This window comes from Nevskia soli DSM 19509 (assembly GCF_000711955.1).
Taxonomy (GTDB): Bacteria; Pseudomonadota; Gammaproteobacteria; order Nevskiales; family Nevskiaceae; genus Nevskia; species Nevskia soli.
Genome location: NZ_JONR01000026.1, coordinates 1 through 16794 on the forward strand (window position 1 = coordinate 1; position 16794 = coordinate 16794).

General features: G+C 64.2%; 15 protein-coding genes and 4 tRNA genes. 12 read left to right on the forward strand and 7 right to left on the reverse strand.

Annotated elements, in window-relative coordinates:
• Both BP26_RS0114235 and aceE read right to left on the reverse strand, forming a co-directional pair.
• On the reverse strand, nt 1-745 hold a 745-nt coding region (locus BP26_RS0114235), incomplete at its 3' end, for a biotin/lipoyl-containing protein (RefSeq protein WP_029921247.1).
• Between the two features lie 12 nt (nt 746-757).
• On the reverse strand, nt 758-3475 hold the full coding sequence (gene aceE / locus BP26_RS0114240; protein WP_084183099.1) for a pyruvate dehydrogenase (acetyl-transferring), homodimeric type: 2718 nt from the start codon (nt 3473-3475) through the stop codon (nt 758-760).
• 187 nt (nt 3476-3662) lie between these two features.
• On the opposite strand from aceE, the gene BP26_RS0114245 reads away from it, so the two are divergent.
• Nucleotides 3663-4607 (forward strand): LysR substrate-binding domain-containing protein, encoded by a 945-nt coding sequence (locus BP26_RS0114245; RefSeq protein WP_029921249.1) that lies wholly within the window; start codon nt 3663-3665, stop codon nt 4605-4607.
• Nucleotides 4588-5265, forward strand: a complete 678-nt coding sequence (locus BP26_RS0114250) for a DUF2459 domain-containing protein (RefSeq protein WP_084183100.1) — start codon at nt 4588-4590, stop codon at nt 5263-5265. The genes BP26_RS0114245 and BP26_RS0114250 overlap by 20 nt, the downstream gene beginning before the upstream one ends.
• A gap of 248 nt (nt 5266-5513) precedes the next feature.
• On the opposite strand, the gene BP26_RS0114255 is transcribed toward BP26_RS0114250, so the two are convergent.
• A complete protein-coding gene (locus tag BP26_RS0114255) occupies nt 5514-5756 on the reverse strand; it encodes a hypothetical protein (RefSeq protein WP_157572535.1) in 243 nt (80 codons plus the stop codon).
• Nucleotides 5757-6030: 274 nt separating this feature from the next.
• Between BP26_RS0114255 and BP26_RS0114260 the strand changes: the two genes are divergently transcribed.
• Nucleotides 6031-6228: a hypothetical protein gene (locus BP26_RS0114260; protein ID WP_029921252.1), complete on the forward strand. Its 198-nt coding sequence runs from the start codon at nt 6031-6033 to the stop codon at nt 6226-6228.
• Between the two features lie 270 nt (nt 6229-6498).
• Here BP26_RS0114260 and BP26_RS0114265 read toward each other — a convergent pair.
• Nucleotides 6499-6574 (reverse strand) — tRNA-Glu (locus BP26_RS0114265).
• Nucleotides 6575-6606: 32 nt separating this feature from the next.
• Nucleotides 6607-6682 (reverse strand) — tRNA-Ala (locus BP26_RS0114270).
• A gap of 190 nt (nt 6683-6872) precedes the next feature.
• Here BP26_RS0114270 and efp point away from each other — a divergent pair.
• The 8 genes from efp (at nt 6873) to BP26_RS0114315 (ending at nt 13671) form a co-directional block, all read left to right on the forward strand.
• A complete protein-coding gene (gene efp / locus BP26_RS0114280) occupies nt 6873-7442 on the forward strand; it encodes an elongation factor P (protein WP_029921253.1) in 570 nt (189 codons plus the stop codon).
• 39 nt (nt 7443-7481) lie between these two features.
• Nucleotides 7482-8507, forward strand: coding sequence for a recombinase RecA (gene recA, locus BP26_RS0114285; protein ID WP_029921254.1), 1026 nt, complete (start codon nt 7482-7484; stop codon nt 8505-8507).
• Entirely contained in the window at nt 8504-8977 is a 474-nt protein-coding gene (locus BP26_RS0114290) for a regulatory protein RecX (RefSeq protein ID WP_245611806.1), read from the forward strand. Before recA ends, BP26_RS0114290 begins: the two co-directional genes overlap by 4 nt.
• A gap of 109 nt (nt 8978-9086) precedes the next feature.
• A complete protein-coding gene (gene alaS, locus BP26_RS0114295; protein WP_029921256.1) occupies nt 9087-11738 on the forward strand; it encodes an alanine--tRNA ligase in 2652 nt (883 codons plus the stop codon).
• 68 nt (nt 11739-11806) lie between these two features.
• Nucleotides 11807-13033, forward strand: coding sequence for an aspartate kinase (locus BP26_RS0114300; protein ID WP_029921257.1), 1227 nt, complete (start codon nt 11807-11809; stop codon nt 13031-13033).
• A 144-nt stretch (nt 13034-13177) separates the two neighbouring features.
• On the forward strand, nt 13178-13369 hold the full coding sequence (csrA, locus tag BP26_RS0114305) for a carbon storage regulator CsrA (RefSeq protein WP_029921258.1): 192 nt from the start codon (nt 13178-13180) through the stop codon (nt 13367-13369).
• A 99-nt stretch (nt 13370-13468) separates the two neighbouring features.
• Nucleotides 13469-13560 (forward strand) — tRNA-Ser (locus BP26_RS0114310).
• Nucleotides 13561-13594: 34 nt separating this feature from the next.
• Nucleotides 13595-13671: transfer RNA gene (locus BP26_RS0114315), tRNA-Arg, on the forward strand.
• A 198-nt stretch (nt 13672-13869) separates the two neighbouring features.
• Here the strand turns inward: BP26_RS0114315 and BP26_RS0114320 are convergent.
• The gene (locus BP26_RS0114320) at nt 13870-15069 is read right to left on the reverse strand and encodes a tetratricopeptide repeat protein (RefSeq protein WP_211254927.1); all 1200 of its coding nucleotides are present in this window, start codon (nt 15067-15069) and stop codon (nt 13870-13872) included.
• Between the two features lie 253 nt (nt 15070-15322).
• Between BP26_RS0114320 and BP26_RS0114325 the strand changes: the two genes are divergently transcribed.
• Nucleotides 15323-15955: a LysE family translocator gene (locus tag BP26_RS0114325; RefSeq protein ID WP_029921260.1), complete on the forward strand. Its 633-nt coding sequence runs from the start codon at nt 15323-15325 to the stop codon at nt 15953-15955.
• Between the two features lie 28 nt (nt 15956-15983).
• Here BP26_RS0114325 and BP26_RS0114330 read toward each other — a convergent pair whose 3' ends face one another.
• Nucleotides 15984-16781 carry a hypothetical protein gene (locus BP26_RS0114330; RefSeq protein WP_029921261.1) on the reverse strand — a complete coding sequence of 266 codons (798 nt, stop codon included), beginning with the start codon at nt 16779-16781 and terminating at the stop codon, nt 15984-15986.
• Between the last annotated feature and the right edge of the window lie 13 nt (nt 16782-16794).

The window sequence follows — 16794 nt, forward strand, 5'->3', positions numbered from 1 at the left end:
CGTAGGGGATGGCGTCGCTTGAGGCTGGTGCAGCGGGGGCCGGAACCGGCGCTGAAGCGGCCGGAGCGGCTTCGGCCTTCTTCTCCGGAGTGGGTTTGTTTTCTTCCGCTGCGGCAGCCGGCTCGGCTTCCCCGCCACCGGAAACCTCCAGGGTGCACACCGCATCGCCCTGGGACAGCTTGTCGCCGACCTTGACCTTCAGGCCGCTGACGATGCCCGCCGCCGGTGCAGGCACATCCATGGTGGCCTTGTCGGATTCCAGGGTCAGCAGGGGGGCGTCTTTCTCGACAACATCCCCGTCCTTGACGAAGACTTCGATCACGGGAATGTGGTCGTAGTTGCCGACGTCGGGGATGGTGACGGCGAGCTTGGAAGGAGCAACGGCCTTGGCCGGCGCGGCTGGTGCCTTCTCCGGAGCCTTTTCGGCTTTGGGCGCTTCCTTCTTTGGTGCGGGCTGCTCCGCTTCGGCCGGGGCTCCCGCTTTCGGAGCGGCTTCGGCTTCGCCGGCCAGCTCCAGCACCAGGACGGCATCGCCTTGCGAGACCTTGTCGCCGACTTTCAGTTTGATGCTCTTGATGACGCCGGCTTCAGGGGCCGGAACGTCCATGGTGGCTTTATCGGATTCCAGGGTGACCAGGGAGGTTTCCTTCTCCACCTGGTCACCGACCTTGACCAGCACGTCGATCACCGGCACGCCGTCGTAGTTGCCGATGTCGGGGACTTTGACTTCCAATTCCTTTGCCATAAGAGAGATTCCTTATTCCTTGGCCGGATTGGGCTTGTCGACGTTGATGCCGTACTTCTGGATGGCTTCGGCGAGTTTCTTCCTGGGGAAGCTGCCTTGCTCGACCAGGGCGGTCAGCGCTTTCAGGGTGACCCAGCGGCGGTCGACTTCGAAGAAGTCGCGCAGCTTCTCGCGGGTATCGCTGCGGCCGAAGCCGTCGGTGCCCAGGACGTGGTAGGGCATCGGCACGAAAGGACGGATCTGCCCGGCGTAGGCTTTCATGTAGTCGGTGGCGGCGATGGCCGGGCCGGCCAGTCCCCCTAAGCATTCGGCCACATAGGACTTTCTGGGCTTGTCGTTGGGGTGGAGCAGGTTCCAGCGCTCGACGTCCTGGCCGTCGCGGGCCAGCTCGGTGAAGCTGGGGGCGCTCCACACGTCGCTGGTCACGCCCCAATCATTCTTCAGCAGCTCGGCGGCGGCGATGACTTCGCGCAGGATCGAGCCGCTGCCCAGCAGCTGCACGTGCTTGTCGCCCGGCTTTTCGCAGGGCTGCAGGAGGTACAGGCCCTTGATGATGCCCTGCTCCACGCCTGCCGGCATCGCCGGGTGCTTGTGGTTCTCGTTGTAGACGGTGAGGTAGTAGTAGCCGTCCTCGTCGTCCACCAGCATGCGCTTGAGGCCGTCGTGGATGATGGTGACCAGCTCGTAGGAGAAGGCGGGGTCGTAGGAGCGGCAGTTGGGAACCACGCTGCTGAAGATCTGGCTGTGGCCGTCTTCGTGTTGCAAGCCTTCACCGTTGAGTGTGGTGCGACCGGCGGTGCCGCCCAGCAAAAATCCGCGCGCACGCATATCGCCGGCGGCCCAGCACAGGTCGCCGATGCGCTGGAAACCGAACATGGAATAGAAGATGTAGAAGGGCAGCAGGCTGACGCCGTGGTTGGCGTAGCTGGTCGCCGCGGCGATCCAGCTGGACATGGCGCCGGCTTCGGTGATGCCTTCCTCCAGCACCTGGCCCTTGATGTCCTCGCGATAAAACGCGAGCTGGTCGGCGTCTTCCGGTTTGTACTTCTGACCCACCACCGAATAAATGCCGAGCTGGCGGAACATGCCTTCCATGCCGAAGGTGCGGGCTTCGTCCGGGATGATCGGTACGACGCGTTTGCCGACCTTCTTGTCGCGGATCAGGGCCTGGAGGAACTGCACGAAGGCCATGGTGGTACTGATCTCGCGCTCGCCGCTGCTGTCCAGCAGGCGCTGGAAGCTGCCGAGCGGCGGCAGCGGCAGGTTTTCCTTGGTCACCCGGCGCTGCGGCAGGTAGCCGCCCAGGGCTTCGCGCCGCTGCTTCATGTACTGCATCTCCGGCGCATCTTCCGCCGGCTTGTAGAACGGCATGTCCTTCAGCTGCGCATCGGAAATCGGCAGCTGGAAGCGGTCGCGGAAGGCGCGCAGCGAGTCTTCGCCCATCTTCTTCTGCTGATGGGTGGTGTTCTGGCCTTCGCCGTCCTCGCCCATGCCGTAGCCCTTGACCGTCTTGGCCAGGATCACGGTGGGGCTGCCGGTGTGCTTGCTGGCCGCGGCATAGGCGGCATAGACCTTGTGCGGATCGTGGCCGCCGCGGTTGAGACGGCCGATGTCCTCGTCCGTCATGGTCGAGACCAGCTTGAGAAGCTCCGGATGCTTGGCGAAGAAGCTCTCGCGGACGTACTTGCCGCCCTTGGCCTTGTAGGCCTGATACTCGCCGTCGACGGTTTCGTTGAAGGCCTTGATCAGCAGGCCGGTCTTGTCCTGCGCCAGCAGCGCATCCCAGCCGCCGCCCCACAGCACTTTCAGGACATTCCAGCCGCCGCCGCGGAACACGCCTTCCAGCTCCTGCACGATCTTGCCGTTGCCGCGCACCGGGCCGTCGAGGCGCTGCAGATTGCAGTTGACCACGAAGATCAGGTTGTCGAGTTTCTCGCGCGCGGCGATATCCACCGCGCCCAGGCTCTCCGGCTCGTCCATCTCGCCGTCGCCGCAGAAGCACCAGACCTTGCGGCTGCCGGGCTTCATCAGGCCGCGGTTTTCCAGGTACTTCATCAGGCGCGCCTGGTAGATCGCCATGATGGGGCCGAGGCCCATGCTGACGGTGGCGAACTGCCATAGGTCCGGCATCAGCCAGGGATGCGGGTAGCTGGACAGGCCGCGGCCGGGTGCACGGTCCACTTCCATGCGGAAGCGGCGCAACTCGTCTTCGCTGATGCGGCCTTCCAGGAAGGCGCGGGCATAGATGCCGGGCGTGCAATGGCCCTGGATGTAGATCAGGTCGCTGCCGTCGGCGTGATCCGGTCCCTTCCAGAAATGGTTGAAGCCCACGTCATACAAGGTGGCGGCGGAGGCGAAGCTGGCGAGGTGGCCGCCGACGCCGGTGTTGCCGCGGTTGGCGTTGATCACCATCGCCATGGCGTTCCAGCGCATCAGCGACAGCGCTTTCCATTCCAGCGCCTGGTCGCCGGGAGAGCGTTCCTCCAGGTGCGGTGGGATGGTGTTGATGTAGGCGGTGTTGGGTGAGAAGGGGATGTAGGCACCGGACAGGCGCGCTTTCTCCTGCAAGGCCTCCAGCAGGAAGTGGGCGCGCTCGGGGCCTTCGCGCTCCAGCACCGCCTGCAGCGCCTCCAGCCACTCCCGCGTTTCCTGCGGATCGGCGTCGTTGTGGATTTCGATGCGGGTGCCGCTGTCCACCAGATTGCTGCGGTCTGCGCTGCCTGCGTCCATCGCTCGCTCCTCGCACACGCCGGAGGCGCATGGTTTGTCTGATATCGGGCAGGTCTCCGCAGGGAGCCCGCCCGCTGTGAAACGGCCGCGTGGAGACGGGCCGCTCGGAATGGCGCGACTGTAGACGCCGCAATTTCATATGTCTAATATCTTGAAACAGACAACTCGATATGTTTGAGATATACATATGGAATTGCGCCACCTGCGCTACTTCATCACCGTCGCGGAAGAACTCAACTTCACCCGCGCCGCGAAACGCCTGGGCATGGAGCAGCCGCCGTTGAGCCAGCAGATCCGGCACCTGGAGGAGGAAGTCGGCACGCCCTTGTTTCAGCGCCTGCCGCGCGGCGTCGCGCTGACCGGCGCCGGCGGCTCTTTCCTGCTCGATGCGCGGGATATCCTGGAGCGGGTGCGGCTGGCCACAGAGCATGCGCAACGCGTGGCGCGCGGCAACCTCGGGCGCATCCGCGTCGGCATGATCAACTCCGCGCCGTTCCATCCGTTCCTGCCGCGCCTGATCCGCGAATTCGGCCAGCGCTATCCGGAAGTGGCGCTGTCGCTGGAGGAGGACACCACGCCGGAACTGGCCGAGGCCACGCGCGACGGCTCGGTCGACGTGGCTTTCGTGCGTCCGCTGCTGGGCGAGGCCGCGGATCTGGTGATCGAGACGCTGTTCGACGAGGAGATGGTGGTGGCGCTGCCGGAAGGGCATCGCCTGACCCGGCTGCGCTCGCTGCCACTGACTGCGCTGGCCCAGGAAAGCTTCGTGCTGTTTCCGCGCCCGGTCGGGTCCGGCCTTTACGACGAGATCATCTCCGCCTGTCGCCGCGCGGGTTTCGGCCCGCACATCGGCCACGAGGTGCGGCAGGTAACGTCCATCGCCAACCTCGTCGCCGCCGACCTGGGTGTTTCGGTGGTGCCGGCGTCGATGCAGCAGGTGCTCTCCACCGGCGTGGTTTACCGGCCGATCGAGGGCGATGCGCCGAAAGCGCGCATGAGCATGGCGTACCGCCGGGACGATCCCTCGGCCACGGTGCGCAATATGATCGAACTGGCGCACCAAGTGCTGCGCAAGATGTCACTACAGCGCACTTCGAAGAGTTCGACGCGGCGTGAAAAGCATTCGACATGATCGCCCGACATTACTGCGCGCCTGCCTGTGTTGGCTTGCGGTGTTATTGCTGACGGCCTGTGGCGCCGCCGGCCATCGCCCCGATCCCGCGCCTGTTTCAGCGCCTGGACCGACGACCAAGGTCTATGTGTTGCGTCGTGGCTGGCACACCGACATCGCCTTTCCCGCCGACGGGATACCCGGCCCGCTGGCCGGCATCGCGCGTGATTTCCCCGGGGCGCAGTACCTGGTATTCGGCTTTGGTGATCGTCGCTATCAAGTGGCGGAGCACAAGGCGGGTAGCGCCGCGCTGGCGCTGATCTGGCCGGAGCGTGGCCTGATTCTGGTCAGCGCGCTGAAGAACAAGCCGGAGGAGGCCTTCGGCGTCGGCAATACCGGGTGGTTCGACCTGCCGGAATCACAGGGTCGGGCGGTGGCGGATTTCGTATGGCAGTCGCTGGAGCAAGGGACGGATGGCGGCGTTCCTCATCCTTATGCAGATGGCCCCTACGCGGACAGCCGGTTTTATCCTTCAACACGTGTTTATGCGGGAGTTCGCACCTGCAATACCTGGACCGCGGAAGCGCTGCATGGTGGAGGTCTGCCGGTGCAGAGCTTCGGCGTCATGTCATCCGAGCAGGTCTGGATGCAGTTGGAAGGTTTGCGCCCGGATTCCTGAGCGCGAGCACGCTGAAACGCCCCATTTGCAGGGCGGTTGTCTGCCGTCGGAACAGGCCGCCGTGGTGCCTGCGGGCACGACGATAGTGGTCGACGGCGGCGGTCCTTCGACGATGTGTTTGATTTTGAGTCGAGCGCCGCGCGCGAAGTTCCCCTTGACTCACCTTTGGGCAGGAGCATCCCGACTCTTGCACACAAACAAAAAGACCCGCACGAAGCGGGTCTTTTTCAGCAGCCGGGTTTCGACGCTCAGGCAGCCTTGGCAGTCACCTGATTGGCAGCTGCGGCGCGGCGGCGCGACGACACCGGCGTCGCCTGTTGCAAGCGCTTCTGCATCAAGGCGTCAAGACGCGCATCCGCCTGGAGATCTGCATTGCCCTGGGTGCGGCGGCTTTCCAGCCAGTCCAGACCAAGCAGGACGGCCAGCGCGACTACGCTCAGGCCGGTTGACCAGAGAATCACATTCACCATCAATAAAACGGGAGTATCCATTGCTTCATCCTTTGCCGGATTCCCTGGTTCGCATCATGCGAAGAGGGGACTCCAGCCATTTCGATGAATGAATTTATACGCCGCTTGTTGCGCTGCAACAATTGATATTTAGTGCAGGGATCGTTTAGGAAAACTAAATTGTCCTTTTTCCGTACGGGTTCATCCGGGCTGTCCAGATCGATAACATGGACAGTTGCGCTAACTACTGGACACATGTACAGTAGTTGCAAGCGGTAACCGAACGCCTGGCGCGGAACGGAAGAAGGAGCGGCAGATGAAGCGTAAGCCAGTGGCAGGGAAAAGCAAAGGCGCGGCGCGCTACAAGGTGTATACGCGCCCGGAGCTGTACGACGATCAGCGCCCGCTGGCGACCTGGGCTGTGCGGCTCGGCATCGTGTTGAGCATGCTCTGCATGGTGGTGGTATTCCGCCAGCCCCTGCAGGCGGCAATCGCTTCGGTTTTCGGAGCCTGAAGAAAAAATGAGCAGCGCTTTCACAGGCGATGTCGCCGCCAATAAAGAACCCGCCTCGCGGGCGGGTTCTTTATTGACTGGCGTCCCCACGGGGATTGTTCGGCGCATCCCTGCGCCTCACCCCGCGCTGAAGCGCGGGGCTGCCGCCGCTGCGCGCCGGCGCGTCGATTCGCTCCCGGCGAATCGGTCGAACCCCTGCGGGGTTCTCATCCCCGAAGAAATCGGTGGAGCTAATAAAAAACCCGCCACAAGGGCGGGTCTTTTATTAGCTGGCGTCCCCACGGGGATTCGAACCCCGGTTCTCACCGTGAAAGGGTGGTGTCCTAGGCCTCTAGACGATGGGGACGAACATCATGAAAACGTACAGCAACAAAAATTTGGTGGAGCCAGACGGGATCGAACCGTCGACCTCTTGCATGCCATGCAAGCGCTCTCCCAGCTGAGCTATGGCCCCGAGTCAAGGCGCGAAATTATACACGTGCCCGCCCTCAAGTCCAGCTATTGGAACATAAATATTTCAACCTGTCTCGCCATGTGCCCGAATCCTCTGAAGACCCCGCTGCGGGCGGCATCGCGGCTGTCCGGCAATTCGGCATCCGTTATGATGCGCACTTCGTCTTCACGCACCTAGAAAGCACACTCCAATGGCGACCGTCAGCACCAATGAAATGAAGTCCGGGACCAAGGTCCTGATCGATGGCGAACCGTACTCCATCGTCGACAACGAATACCGCAAGCCCGGCAAGGGGCAGGCGACCAACACCATCAAGATCCGCAACCTGAAGAACGGGCGCGTGATCGAGCGCACGCTCAAGTCCGGCGACAGCTGGGAACTGGCGGACGTGGAAACGGTGGAAATGCAGTACCTCTACAGCGACGGCGAATTCTGGACCTTCATGGATCCGAAGACGTTCGAGCAGATCCAGGCCGGCGCCGCCGCCATGGAAGAGGCCAAGCAGTACCTCAAGGGTGAAGAGACCTGCACGGTGTTGCTGTGGAACGGCGTGCCGCTGTCGGTGGCCGCGCCCAATTTCGTGCTGCTGAAGATCACCGAGACCGATCCCGGTCTGCGTGGTGACACTTCCGGCGGCGGCGGCAAGCCCGCAACGCTCGAAACCGGCGCAGTGGTGCGCGTGCCGTTGTTCGTGCAGCAGGGTGAAGTGGTCAAGGTCGACACGCGCACCGGTGAATATCTAGGACGGGTGGGAAAGTAAATGGCTAAAGCTTCAGCGGCAGCGAAGGAGACGGTTTCCATGGACGACAATCGACGCAAGGCGTTGGATGCGGCCCTGGGGCAGATCGAGCGCCAGTTCGGCAAGGGCGCCATCATGCGCATGGGCGCCGACGATCCGGCGCGCGATATCGACGTCGTCTCCACCGGCTCGCTGGCGCTGGACGTGGCCCTCGGCATCGGCGGCCTGCCGCGCGGCCGCGTGGTCGAGATCTACGGCCCTGAATCCTCCGGCAAGACCACCCTGTGCCTGCAGGTGGTGGCGGAGATGCAGAAGCTCGGCGGTGTCGCAGCCTATATCGACGCCGAAAACGCGCTCGATCCGGCCTATGCCGAGAAGCTCGGCGTCAATGTCAGCGACATGCTGATCTCGCAGCCGGACACCGGCGAGCAGGGTCTGGAAATCGCCGACATGCTGGTGCGTTCCAACAGCGTCGACATCATCGTCGTCGACTCCGTCGCGGCGCTGGTGCCGAAGTCGGAAATCGAGGGCGAAATGGGCGAGGCCCAGGTCGGCGTCCAGGCCCGCCTGATGTCACAGGCCCTGCGCAAGCTGACCTCCAGCATCAAGCGCGCCAATGCCCTGGTGATCTTCATCAACCAGATCCGCATGAAGATCGGCGTGATGTACGGCAGCCCGGAGACCACCACCGGCGGCAACGCGCTCAAGTTTTACGCCTCGGTGCGCCTTGACATCCGCCGTACCGGCGCGATCAAGAAGGGCGAGGAAGTGGTCGGCAACGAAACCCGCGTCAAGGTGGTGAAGAACAAGATGGCGCCGCCGTTCCGTGAGGCCCATTTCGAAATCCTCTACAACGAAGGCATTTCCAAGCTGGGTGAGCTGATCGACCTCGGCGCCGAAAACGGCCTGGTCGAGAAGTCCGGCGCCTGGTACGCCTACAAGGGCGACAAGATCGGTCAGGGCAAGGACAATGCCCGCACCTATCTGAAGGAACATCCGGAAGTCGCAGAGGAGATCGAGACCGCCCTGCGCCTCAAGCTGATGCCGACGGCGCGCACCACCCGGGTTACGCCTGAAGAAGATTGAAGAAGAGCAAGGACCTGCAAGATCCCGCGGTCGCCCGCGCGCGCGCGCTGCGCCTGCTGGCGCGCCGCGAGCACGGCGCGAAGGAGTTGCAGCACAAGCTGGCGGTGCGCGGGATCGATCAGGAACGCGCCGCTGAAGTGGTTGGTGAACTGGCCCGTTCCGGCTGGCAAAGCGATACCCGTTATGTCCAATCCCTGGTGCGAACCCGTGTCGCCCAGGGCTTCGGTCCATTGCGCATCGAATCCGAACTGGAAGGGGCGGGGGTTGCCGACGCCCTGATCCGCGAGACCCTGGCGGCGGTGGGCGCGGACTGGAAGGCGCTGGCGGTGGATCTCCATGCGCGCAAGTTCGGGCAGCCGCCCCAGACCGGCCCGGAATGGCAGAAGCAGTACCGCCATCTCGCCGGCCGCGGTTTCGAGTCGGAGCAGATTTACGCCGCCCTGAAGCGGGAGCCGCCCGAGGAAGAGTAGGGCGCCCGCCCCAGCGCCCTGTGGAAATGGCGTCGGCAGCCCGTTCCGGACGTGGCGGCGGTAGGGGCTAAAGCGTTACCATTCGGCCCTTTCCCGCCGTCATTTGCCCATGAACAGCAACGAACTCCGCTCGCGCTTCCTGGAGTATTTCCGCAGCCAGGGCCATACCGTCGTGCCGTCCAGCCCGCTGGTGCCGGGCAACGACCCCACGCTGCTGTTTACCAACGCCGGCATGGTGCAGTTCAAGGACGTCTTCACCGGCCGTGAAACGCGCAGCTACAAGCGCGCCACCAGCAGCCAGAAATGCCTGCGCGCCGGCGGCAAGCACAACGATCTCGAGAACGTGGGCTACACCGCCCGCCATCACACCTTTTTCGAGATGCTGGGCAACTTCAGCTTCGGCGACTATTTCAAGGAAGACGCGATCCGCTTCGCCTGGGAATTCATCACCGGCAAGGACTGGCTCAACCTGCCGAAGAGCCGCCTGCTGGTCACCGTGTACCACAGCGACGACGAAGCCTACGAGCTGTGGCACAAGAAGATCGGCATGCCGCCCGAGCGCATCGTGCGCATCGGCGACAAGCCGGGCGGCGGCTCCGACAATTTCTGGCAGATGGGTGATACCGGCCCCTGCGGTCCCTGCACCGAAATCTTCTACGACCACGATCCGGACGGCTCCAAGGGCATCGCTGGCGGCCCGCCGGGCTCGCCCGAGGAAGACGGCGACCGCTGGATCGAGATCTGGAACCTGGTGTTCATGCAGTTCGACCGGGCGCCGGACGGCACCCTGAGCAAGCTGCCCGCGCCCTCGGTGGATACCGGCATGGGCCTGGAGCGCGTCGCCGCCGTCATGCAGGGCGTGCACAACAACTACGACATCGACCTGTTCAAGACCCTGATCGGCGCCGTGGCCAAACTGGCGAACGTTGCCCCCGATTTCAGCCCCTCGCTCAAGGTCATCGCCGACCACATCCGCGCCACCAGCTTCCTCATCTGCGACGGGGTGGTGCCGTCCAACGAAGGCCGCGGCTATGTCCTGCGCCGCATCATGCGCCGCGCCATCCGTCACGGTTACAAGCTGGGCCTGAACGAGCCCTTCTTCTACAAGCTGGTCGCTCCGCTGGGCGAAGTGATGGGCGGGGCTTATCCGGACTTGGTCGAAAAGCGCGCCGTGCTGGAGCGCGTGATCAAGCAGGAAGAGGAGGCTTTCGCCGCGACCCTGGACAAGGGCATGCGCTTGCTCGAAGACGCCATTGCCAGGTCCGGTGGCGCCAAGGCTGGGGTGATTCCCGGCGACGTGGCGTTCAAGCTGTACGACACTTACGGCTTCCCGCTGGACCTCACCGCCGACATCGCGCGCGAGCGTGGACTGAGCCTGGATACGGAAGGCTACGAGCGCGAGATGAAGGCGCAGCAGGATCGCAGCCGCGCCGGCGGCAACTTCACCGCCGACTATTCGCAGGGTGCGGTGAGCAATGTCCTGGGCGATGCCAGGACCGAATTCACCGGCTATGAACATGAAGCTGGCGCCGCCAAGGTGCTGGCGATCATCCGCAATGGCCAGGCGGTCGAGCGCATCGAGGCCGGCGACGAGGCCGTGGTGTTCCTCGATCGTACCCCGTTCTACGCCGAGTCCGGCGGCCAGGTCGGTGACACCGGCGCGCTGACGGCGCCGGGCATGCGTTTCGCGGTGAGCGACACACAGGCGCTGAATCCGAATGCGCGCGGCCATATCGGCAAGCTGGAAAGCGGCGTGCTGCGCACCGGCGACAACCTCAAGGCCGAGGTCGACAGCGTGCGGCGCGATGCCGTCCGCCGCAACCACTCCGCCACCCACCTGCTGCATGCGGCGCTGCGCAGCGTGCTGGGCGCCCACGTGGCGCAGAAGGGTTCGCTGGTCTCGCCCGAGCGCCTGCGATTCGATTTCTCGCACGACCGTGCCATGACGGCGGAGGAAATCGCCGAGGTGGAGCGCCTGGTCAACCGCGAGGTGCTGGCCAATATCGCGGCGGACATCCGGCTCAGTTCCTATGACGAGGCCGTCGCCGCCGGCGCCATGGCCCTGTTCGGCGAGAAATACGGCGACGTGGTGCGGGTGCTGAAATTCGGCGACTTTTCCACCGAGCTGTGCGGCGGCATCCACGTCTCCCGCACCGGCGACATCGGCCTGTTCAAGATCGTGGGCGAATCCGGCGTGGCCGCCGGCATCCGCCGCGTCGAGGGCGTTACCGGCCAGAATGCGCTAGCCTACGTGCGCGAGCTGGAAGGCCGCCTGCGCGAGGCCGCGGCGGTGCTGCGCAGCGGCCGCGACGACCTGGTCGACAAGGCGCAACAACTGCTGGACCGCAACAAGCAGCTGGAAAAGGACCTGGCCCAGCTCAAGGGCAAGCTGGCCTCCAGCGCCGGCAGCGACCTGGCCGGCCAGGCGCGCGACATCAAGGGCGTGAAGGTGCTGTCGGCCCGGGTCGACGGCGTCGAGGGCAACGACCTGCGTACCCTGATGGATCAGCTCAAGAACAAGCTCGGCTCCGGCGTGGTCCTGCTGGGTTCTGCCAGCGGCGCCAAGGTCAGCCTGATCGCCGGCGTCAGCGCCGACCTCACCGCGAAGGTGAAGGCGGGCGAGCTGGTCAACATGGCCGCCACCCAGGTCGGCGGCAAGGGCGGCGGTCGCCCCGACATGGCCCAGGCCGGCGGCACCCAGCCGGAACACCTCGACGCGGCCGTCCAGTCGGTCTACGCCTGGGTCGAAAGCAAGTTGTAGAATGCTGCCCCGCCGTGGGTTCGACGAGGACCCCGACGGCGCGGGCACCTACTTGAAGCGGAATGACGATGGCACTCCTGGTACAGAAGTACGGCGGCACCTCGATGGGCTCGGTCGAGCGCATCGATCACGTGGCGTCCAAGGTGGCGGCGGCGCGCGAGCGCGGCCACCAGATCGTGGTGGTGGTCTCGGCCATGTCGGGCGAGACCGACCGGCTGATGAAGCTGGCCAAGGGCATCAACCCGCGGTCGAATCCGCGCGAGCTGGACCAGATGCTGGCCACCGGCGAGCAGGTCACCATCGCCCTGCTGGCCATGGCTCTTGAGAAACGCGGCGTGCCGGCGCGTTCCTACCTGGGTTCGCAGGTGGCGATCCACACCGACCAGGCCTACAACAAGGCACGCATCAAGAGCATCGACGGCGAGCGCCTGCTGGCCGACTGCAAGGCCGGCATCGTGCCGGTGGTGGCCGGATTCCAGGGCGTCGACGACGAGGGCAACATCACCACCCTCGGCCGCGGCGGCTCGGATACTACCGGCGTGGCCCTGGCGGCGGCGCTGAAGGCCGACGAGTGCCAGATCTATACCGATGTCGACGGCGTCTACACCACCGACCCGCGGGTGGAGCCCAAGGCCCGCCGCCTCGACCGCATCACCTTCGAGGAAATGCTGGAAATGGCCAGCCTCGGCTCCAAGGTGCTGCAGATCCGCTCCGTTGAATTCGCCGGCAAGTACAAGGTGCCGCTGCGCGTGCTCAGTACCTTCCAGGAAGGCCCGGGCACGTTGATCACATTCGAGGAAACCAAGATGGAAGACGCACTCATTTCCGGCATCGCCTTCAACCGCGACGAGGCCCAGCTGACGGTCTCCGGCGTGCCCGACCGCCCCGGCATCGCCGCGGCCATTCTCGGCCCGGTGGGCGAGGCGAATATCGAAGTCGACATGATCGTGCAGAACGTGGCCGCCGACAGCACCACCGACTTCACTTTCACCGTGCACCGCAACGATTACGAGCGGGCTACCGAAGTCTCCAAGAAGGTGGCGGAAGAGCTCAAGGCCAAGGGCGTGCGCACCGCCCTGGATATCGTCAAGGTCTCCCTGGTCGGCGTCGGCATGCGCTCGCACGCCGGCATCGCCGCGCAGATGTTCCGGGTGCTGGCCGCCGAGGGCATCAACATCCGCATGATTTCCACCTCCGAGATCAAGATCTCGGTGGTGATCGAGGACAAGTACCTGGAACTGGCCGTGCGGGCCCTGCACAAGGCCTTCAAGCTGGACGAAAACCCCGCCCATTAAGCGTTTTCACCGGGGCCGGCACCGCCGGCCCGGCCTCGCGGGCACTTCCGTGGCCGGGCAGGGTGGTACCGCCCAGTAGTAAGTTTTTTCGGCTATACGGCGCCTGTGGACAGTATGAAACTGTAGCTGCAAAGGAGAACTTTCATGCTGATTCTGACAAGGCGCGTCGGTGAAACGGTTGTGATCGGTGACGAAGTCACGGTAACCGTGCTCGGCATCAAGGGCAACCAGGTACGTATCGGCGTCAAGGCGCCGAAAAACGTGGCGGTGCATCGTGAGGAAATCTTCGAGCGCATCCGCGTGGAGCGTGGCGAAGAAGCGACCATCTCCGGATAAACATTAAATATTTCCGGGTTTTCCGCGAGTTTTCCCTTTACCTAGGCCGCATCCACGGCTATCCTATTGCGGCTTTATTGCTGCCTTGCCTCTCGGCACGGAGAGATGGCCGAGTGGACGAAGGCGCTCCCCTGCTAAGGGAGTATAGGGTTTATCCCCTATCGCGGGTTCGAATCCCGCTCTCTCCGCCATTCAGGCAGGCGCGAGCAATAGCTGAAGCGCAACGCGCCCGTAGCTCAGTTGGATAGAGCACCTGGCTACGAACTAGGGGGTCGGAGGTTCGAATCCTTCCGGGCGCACCATTCGCTTCATGTTTGAACGTAAAGGCCTCGCTTAGCGGGGCTTTGTCGTTTCTGCGCCATGCATGGATTCTCACCTCCGACTGCGTCGGAGGTTGTCAGGCCCATCCATGGGCCTGACCCTTCGCCGCGCTCAGGGCCGGCCTGCGGCCGTCCCAATTCGTTCCTGACGAATTTGTCGAATTCTTCCGGGCGCTCGATTCAATTCAGCTTCTGACGCATTCGGCCGATGCCTGCCGTATAGGCGTCGCTGTGCCTGGCGTTTTCTGCGGCCTGGTAGCTGTCCAGTGCCTTGACCCATTCCGACTTCGATTCGTAGATGCGCGCGATGTTGTAATAGGAGCTGGCGCGTACTCGCGGCGCATCGGCGCCGGAGGCGAGGGCGATGGCCTTGCGGTCGGCCCAGATGGCCTCGGCTTCATTGCCGGCTTTATCGAAAGTCAGGCCCAGGTTGCTGTAGGCTTGGCCGAAGCCGGGATTGAGTTCGATGGCTTGCTGGAACAGGCGGATGGCGGTGTCGTAGTCCATCCTGTGGTAGGCGGCCTCGCCGTCGCGGTTGAGTTCGTTGGCCTGGGCCCGGTCGTTGGCGCTGATACTGCGCCTGGAGACCCGCAGCGAGCCGCTCAGATCGCTTGCAAGCGCGGGCGCGACGTCCTCGGGGTGGCTGACGTCGGTGTACCGGTCCAGGTCTTCGATGTCGCCGCTTTCGGTGATGGCGAATACGCTCCACAGGTTGCCCTTTCTGGCGGGGTCGATGGTGTAGCTGCGTACCAGCGTCTGGCCGACATAGACACGCACCTGCGGCCGTCCTAGTTCCATCGCGTTGGTGCCGATGAGGGCGCGGTCGCTGTAGTCGTGCACGGCGTAGATATAGCGTTGTCCCCGATGCCGGTTCTGGATGGTCACGGTTTCGGGGCCGAAGCCAGCGGTCTGATCCACGTCCAGCGCCGCTTCATCGCCCTGCTTGGAATACCAGTAGATATGCTCTCCGGGATAGACCAGGTGCGCGTCCAGATCGAGTGGCGTCTGGCCCCAGTTCAGCACCACGCGCAGGCCGTCGAGCTCGCCCATCACAGGGCTGATGGCGTAGGTGAGTCCGTTGCAGGGGCACTTGGCCACCAGTGTGGAGTACCCGTTCTTCCTGATGATGAGGGTGGCGCCTGGGTCGTCTGCGGAAAACCGGATGAGGTCGTGGAATTTGCCGTCGTCGTCGCTGTAACCGTGCGCGGTCTGCTGTCCGTTTTTCTGTAGCAGGACTTCGGCGCCGCCGATGGATTGGTCCCTTACGGTGGCGCTCAGCACATGGATTTCGACCGGCTCTGCCCTGGCTGCGAAGGCACAGACCAACAGGCTGAAGGTGGTGAGGGCTTGTTGCAGACGGTGGATCGTATTGCGGTTCACGGCGTTCTCCCTGGGCGGTGGTTGCAGCTGGCGGGGAGTATCGGTACCGGGTGTGCAGTCCGGCGGTGGCGTCCATGCAAGCGCCGCGAAACTGTGTGCAGATTTCGTGCGTGGTGAGCTGCCCCGGCTTTTTTTGCCCACTATTCCAGCGATGCCACGAGGCCGACTGTGCCGCCTGATTTTTCCGGTAACTGTTGGCTGTCGGACGCGGCGCTGCTATCTACACTGGTATCCGCCAAACAAGGGGAGCCGCATGCCGACCGCCGCACACTGGGTCACCTTCGCCCTGGTGGCCCTGGGCCTGGTCGTGACCCCCGGCCCCAACATGATCTACCTGGTTTCGCGCAGCATCTGCCAGGGGCGCATGGCTGCCTTGTTATCCCTGGCAGGCGTGGCTGTCGGCTTCCTCATCTACATGCTGTGCGCGGCACTCGGCATCACCGCCCTGGTCATGGCCGTGCCCTATGCCTATGACGGCCTGCGTTTCGCCGGCGCCGCCTACCTGCTGTATCTGGCCTGGCAGGCGGTGCGCCCCAACGGGCGCTTGCCGTTCGAGGTGCGCAAGCTCCCGCCCGACAGCCCGCGCCGCCTGTTCGCCATGGGCCTGTTCACCAACCTGCTCAATCCCAAGGCCGCTGTGCTTTATCTTTCGCTGCTGCCCCAGTTCGTCGATCCGGCCGGGGCGAGCATGCTGACGCAGTTGCTGGTGCTGGGTTTCACCCAGATCTTCATCAGTGTTTCGGTCAACGGCGCCATCGTGTTCGGCGCGTCCGCCATCGCCAGCCTCCTGGCGCGGCGTCCGCGCTGGCAGCAGGTGCAGCGCTGGACGATGGGGACGGTATTGGGTGCTTTGGCGCTGCGGATGGCGCTGGAGCAGCGGCGCTAGACAGTCGCTGCTTCGGACGCAGACCAGGCTATTCGATCTTGCCGGGTGCTATGGCTTCGAGCGGCGCGGATTTCGCGGGATTGAGAAACGAGCGCGATCCGGCCTGGATGAACAAGGCGCATGCCAGCGCAAGGCAGAAGCTGGTGGTGATCCCCATACGGGGCAGCGTCAAGGCGAGCACCAGGCAGAAGCCGGCAAAGGCGTAATAGCCGAAGACCATCCCGCGCAGGAGCCTGACGGTGAATGCCGCCCCGGACTGGCGCTGTGAAAATACCGCCAGCACACCCGCCATCACCGGGAACATCGCGAGTAAGCCGCTCAACCTTGGCCCCAGGTCCGAAGCGAAATGCGTGACCAGCAGCACCAGTACCGCGCCGACCATCATGCGCAGCAACACATCGAAGCCCTGCGGTGCGGCCAAGCCTGATATCGCATCGAGGCGTGGGAACGCGTAAGGGGCAAGCAGCATGCTCAGGGACGTCAGAAGTGCAGCGACGGCCATGGATGGCGCCAGTGCGTCCAATGCGAGTATACCGACGAAGTACACAGCCAGAGCCGTCAGCAGGCAGGGAAACCAGGACCAGCGCGTCGCCGCCCAGGCATAGCTGACGCCGAACAGCAGGATTGCGACCACCGCGGACAGCGTACCGATCGCGGCCTGCGCCGTGAATTCCGGTCCACGCTCGACCGCCAGGAACAGCAGCACCGGCCCCGAGACCACCGGGAAGCCGGACAGCCATCCGGCTACCGCGGGCCCCCAACGATGGGCGGCGAGGGTGATCAGGCCAATCAGGGCCGGGACCAGCAGGAGCTTCAGGGCGAGCATGCGCGAGTGCTAT

What these genes read in the sequence shown, in the direction of transcription:
- efp (WP_029921253.1), top strand. Translation starts at nt 6,873, where the DNA reads ATGGCGACCGTCAGCACCAATGAAATGAAGTCCGGGACCAAGGTCCTG.
- alaS (WP_029921256.1), top strand. Translation starts at nt 9,087, where the DNA reads ATGAACAGCAACGAACTCCGCTCGCGCTTCCTGGAGTATTTCCGCAGC.
- BP26_RS0114245 (WP_029921249.1), top strand. Translation starts at nt 3,663, where the DNA reads ATGGAATTGCGCCACCTGCGCTACTTCATCACCGTCGCGGAAGAACTC.
- csrA (WP_029921258.1), top strand. Translation starts at nt 13,178, where the DNA reads ATGCTGATTCTGACAAGGCGCGTCGGTGAAACGGTTGTGATCGGTGAC.
- BP26_RS0114300 (WP_029921257.1), top strand. Translation starts at nt 11,807, where the DNA reads ATGGCACTCCTGGTACAGAAGTACGGCGGCACCTCGATGGGCTCGGTC.
- BP26_RS0114255 (WP_157572535.1), bottom strand. Translation starts at nt 5,756, where the DNA reads ATGGATACTCCCGTTTTATTGATGGTGAATGTGATTCTCTGGTCAACC.
- BP26_RS0114330 (WP_029921261.1), bottom strand. Translation starts at nt 16,781, where the DNA reads ATGCTCGCCCTGAAGCTCCTGCTGGTCCCGGCCCTGATTGGCCTGATC.
- recA (WP_029921254.1), top strand. Translation starts at nt 7,482, where the DNA reads ATGGACGACAATCGACGCAAGGCGTTGGATGCGGCCCTGGGGCAGATC.
- BP26_RS0114325 (WP_029921260.1), top strand. Translation starts at nt 15,323, where the DNA reads ATGCCGACCGCCGCACACTGGGTCACCTTCGCCCTGGTGGCCCTGGGC.
- BP26_RS0114260 (WP_029921252.1), top strand. Translation starts at nt 6,031, where the DNA reads ATGAAGCGTAAGCCAGTGGCAGGGAAAAGCAAAGGCGCGGCGCGCTAC.
- aceE (WP_084183099.1), bottom strand. Translation starts at nt 3,475, where the DNA reads ATGGACGCAGGCAGCGCAGACCGCAGCAATCTGGTGGACAGCGGCACC.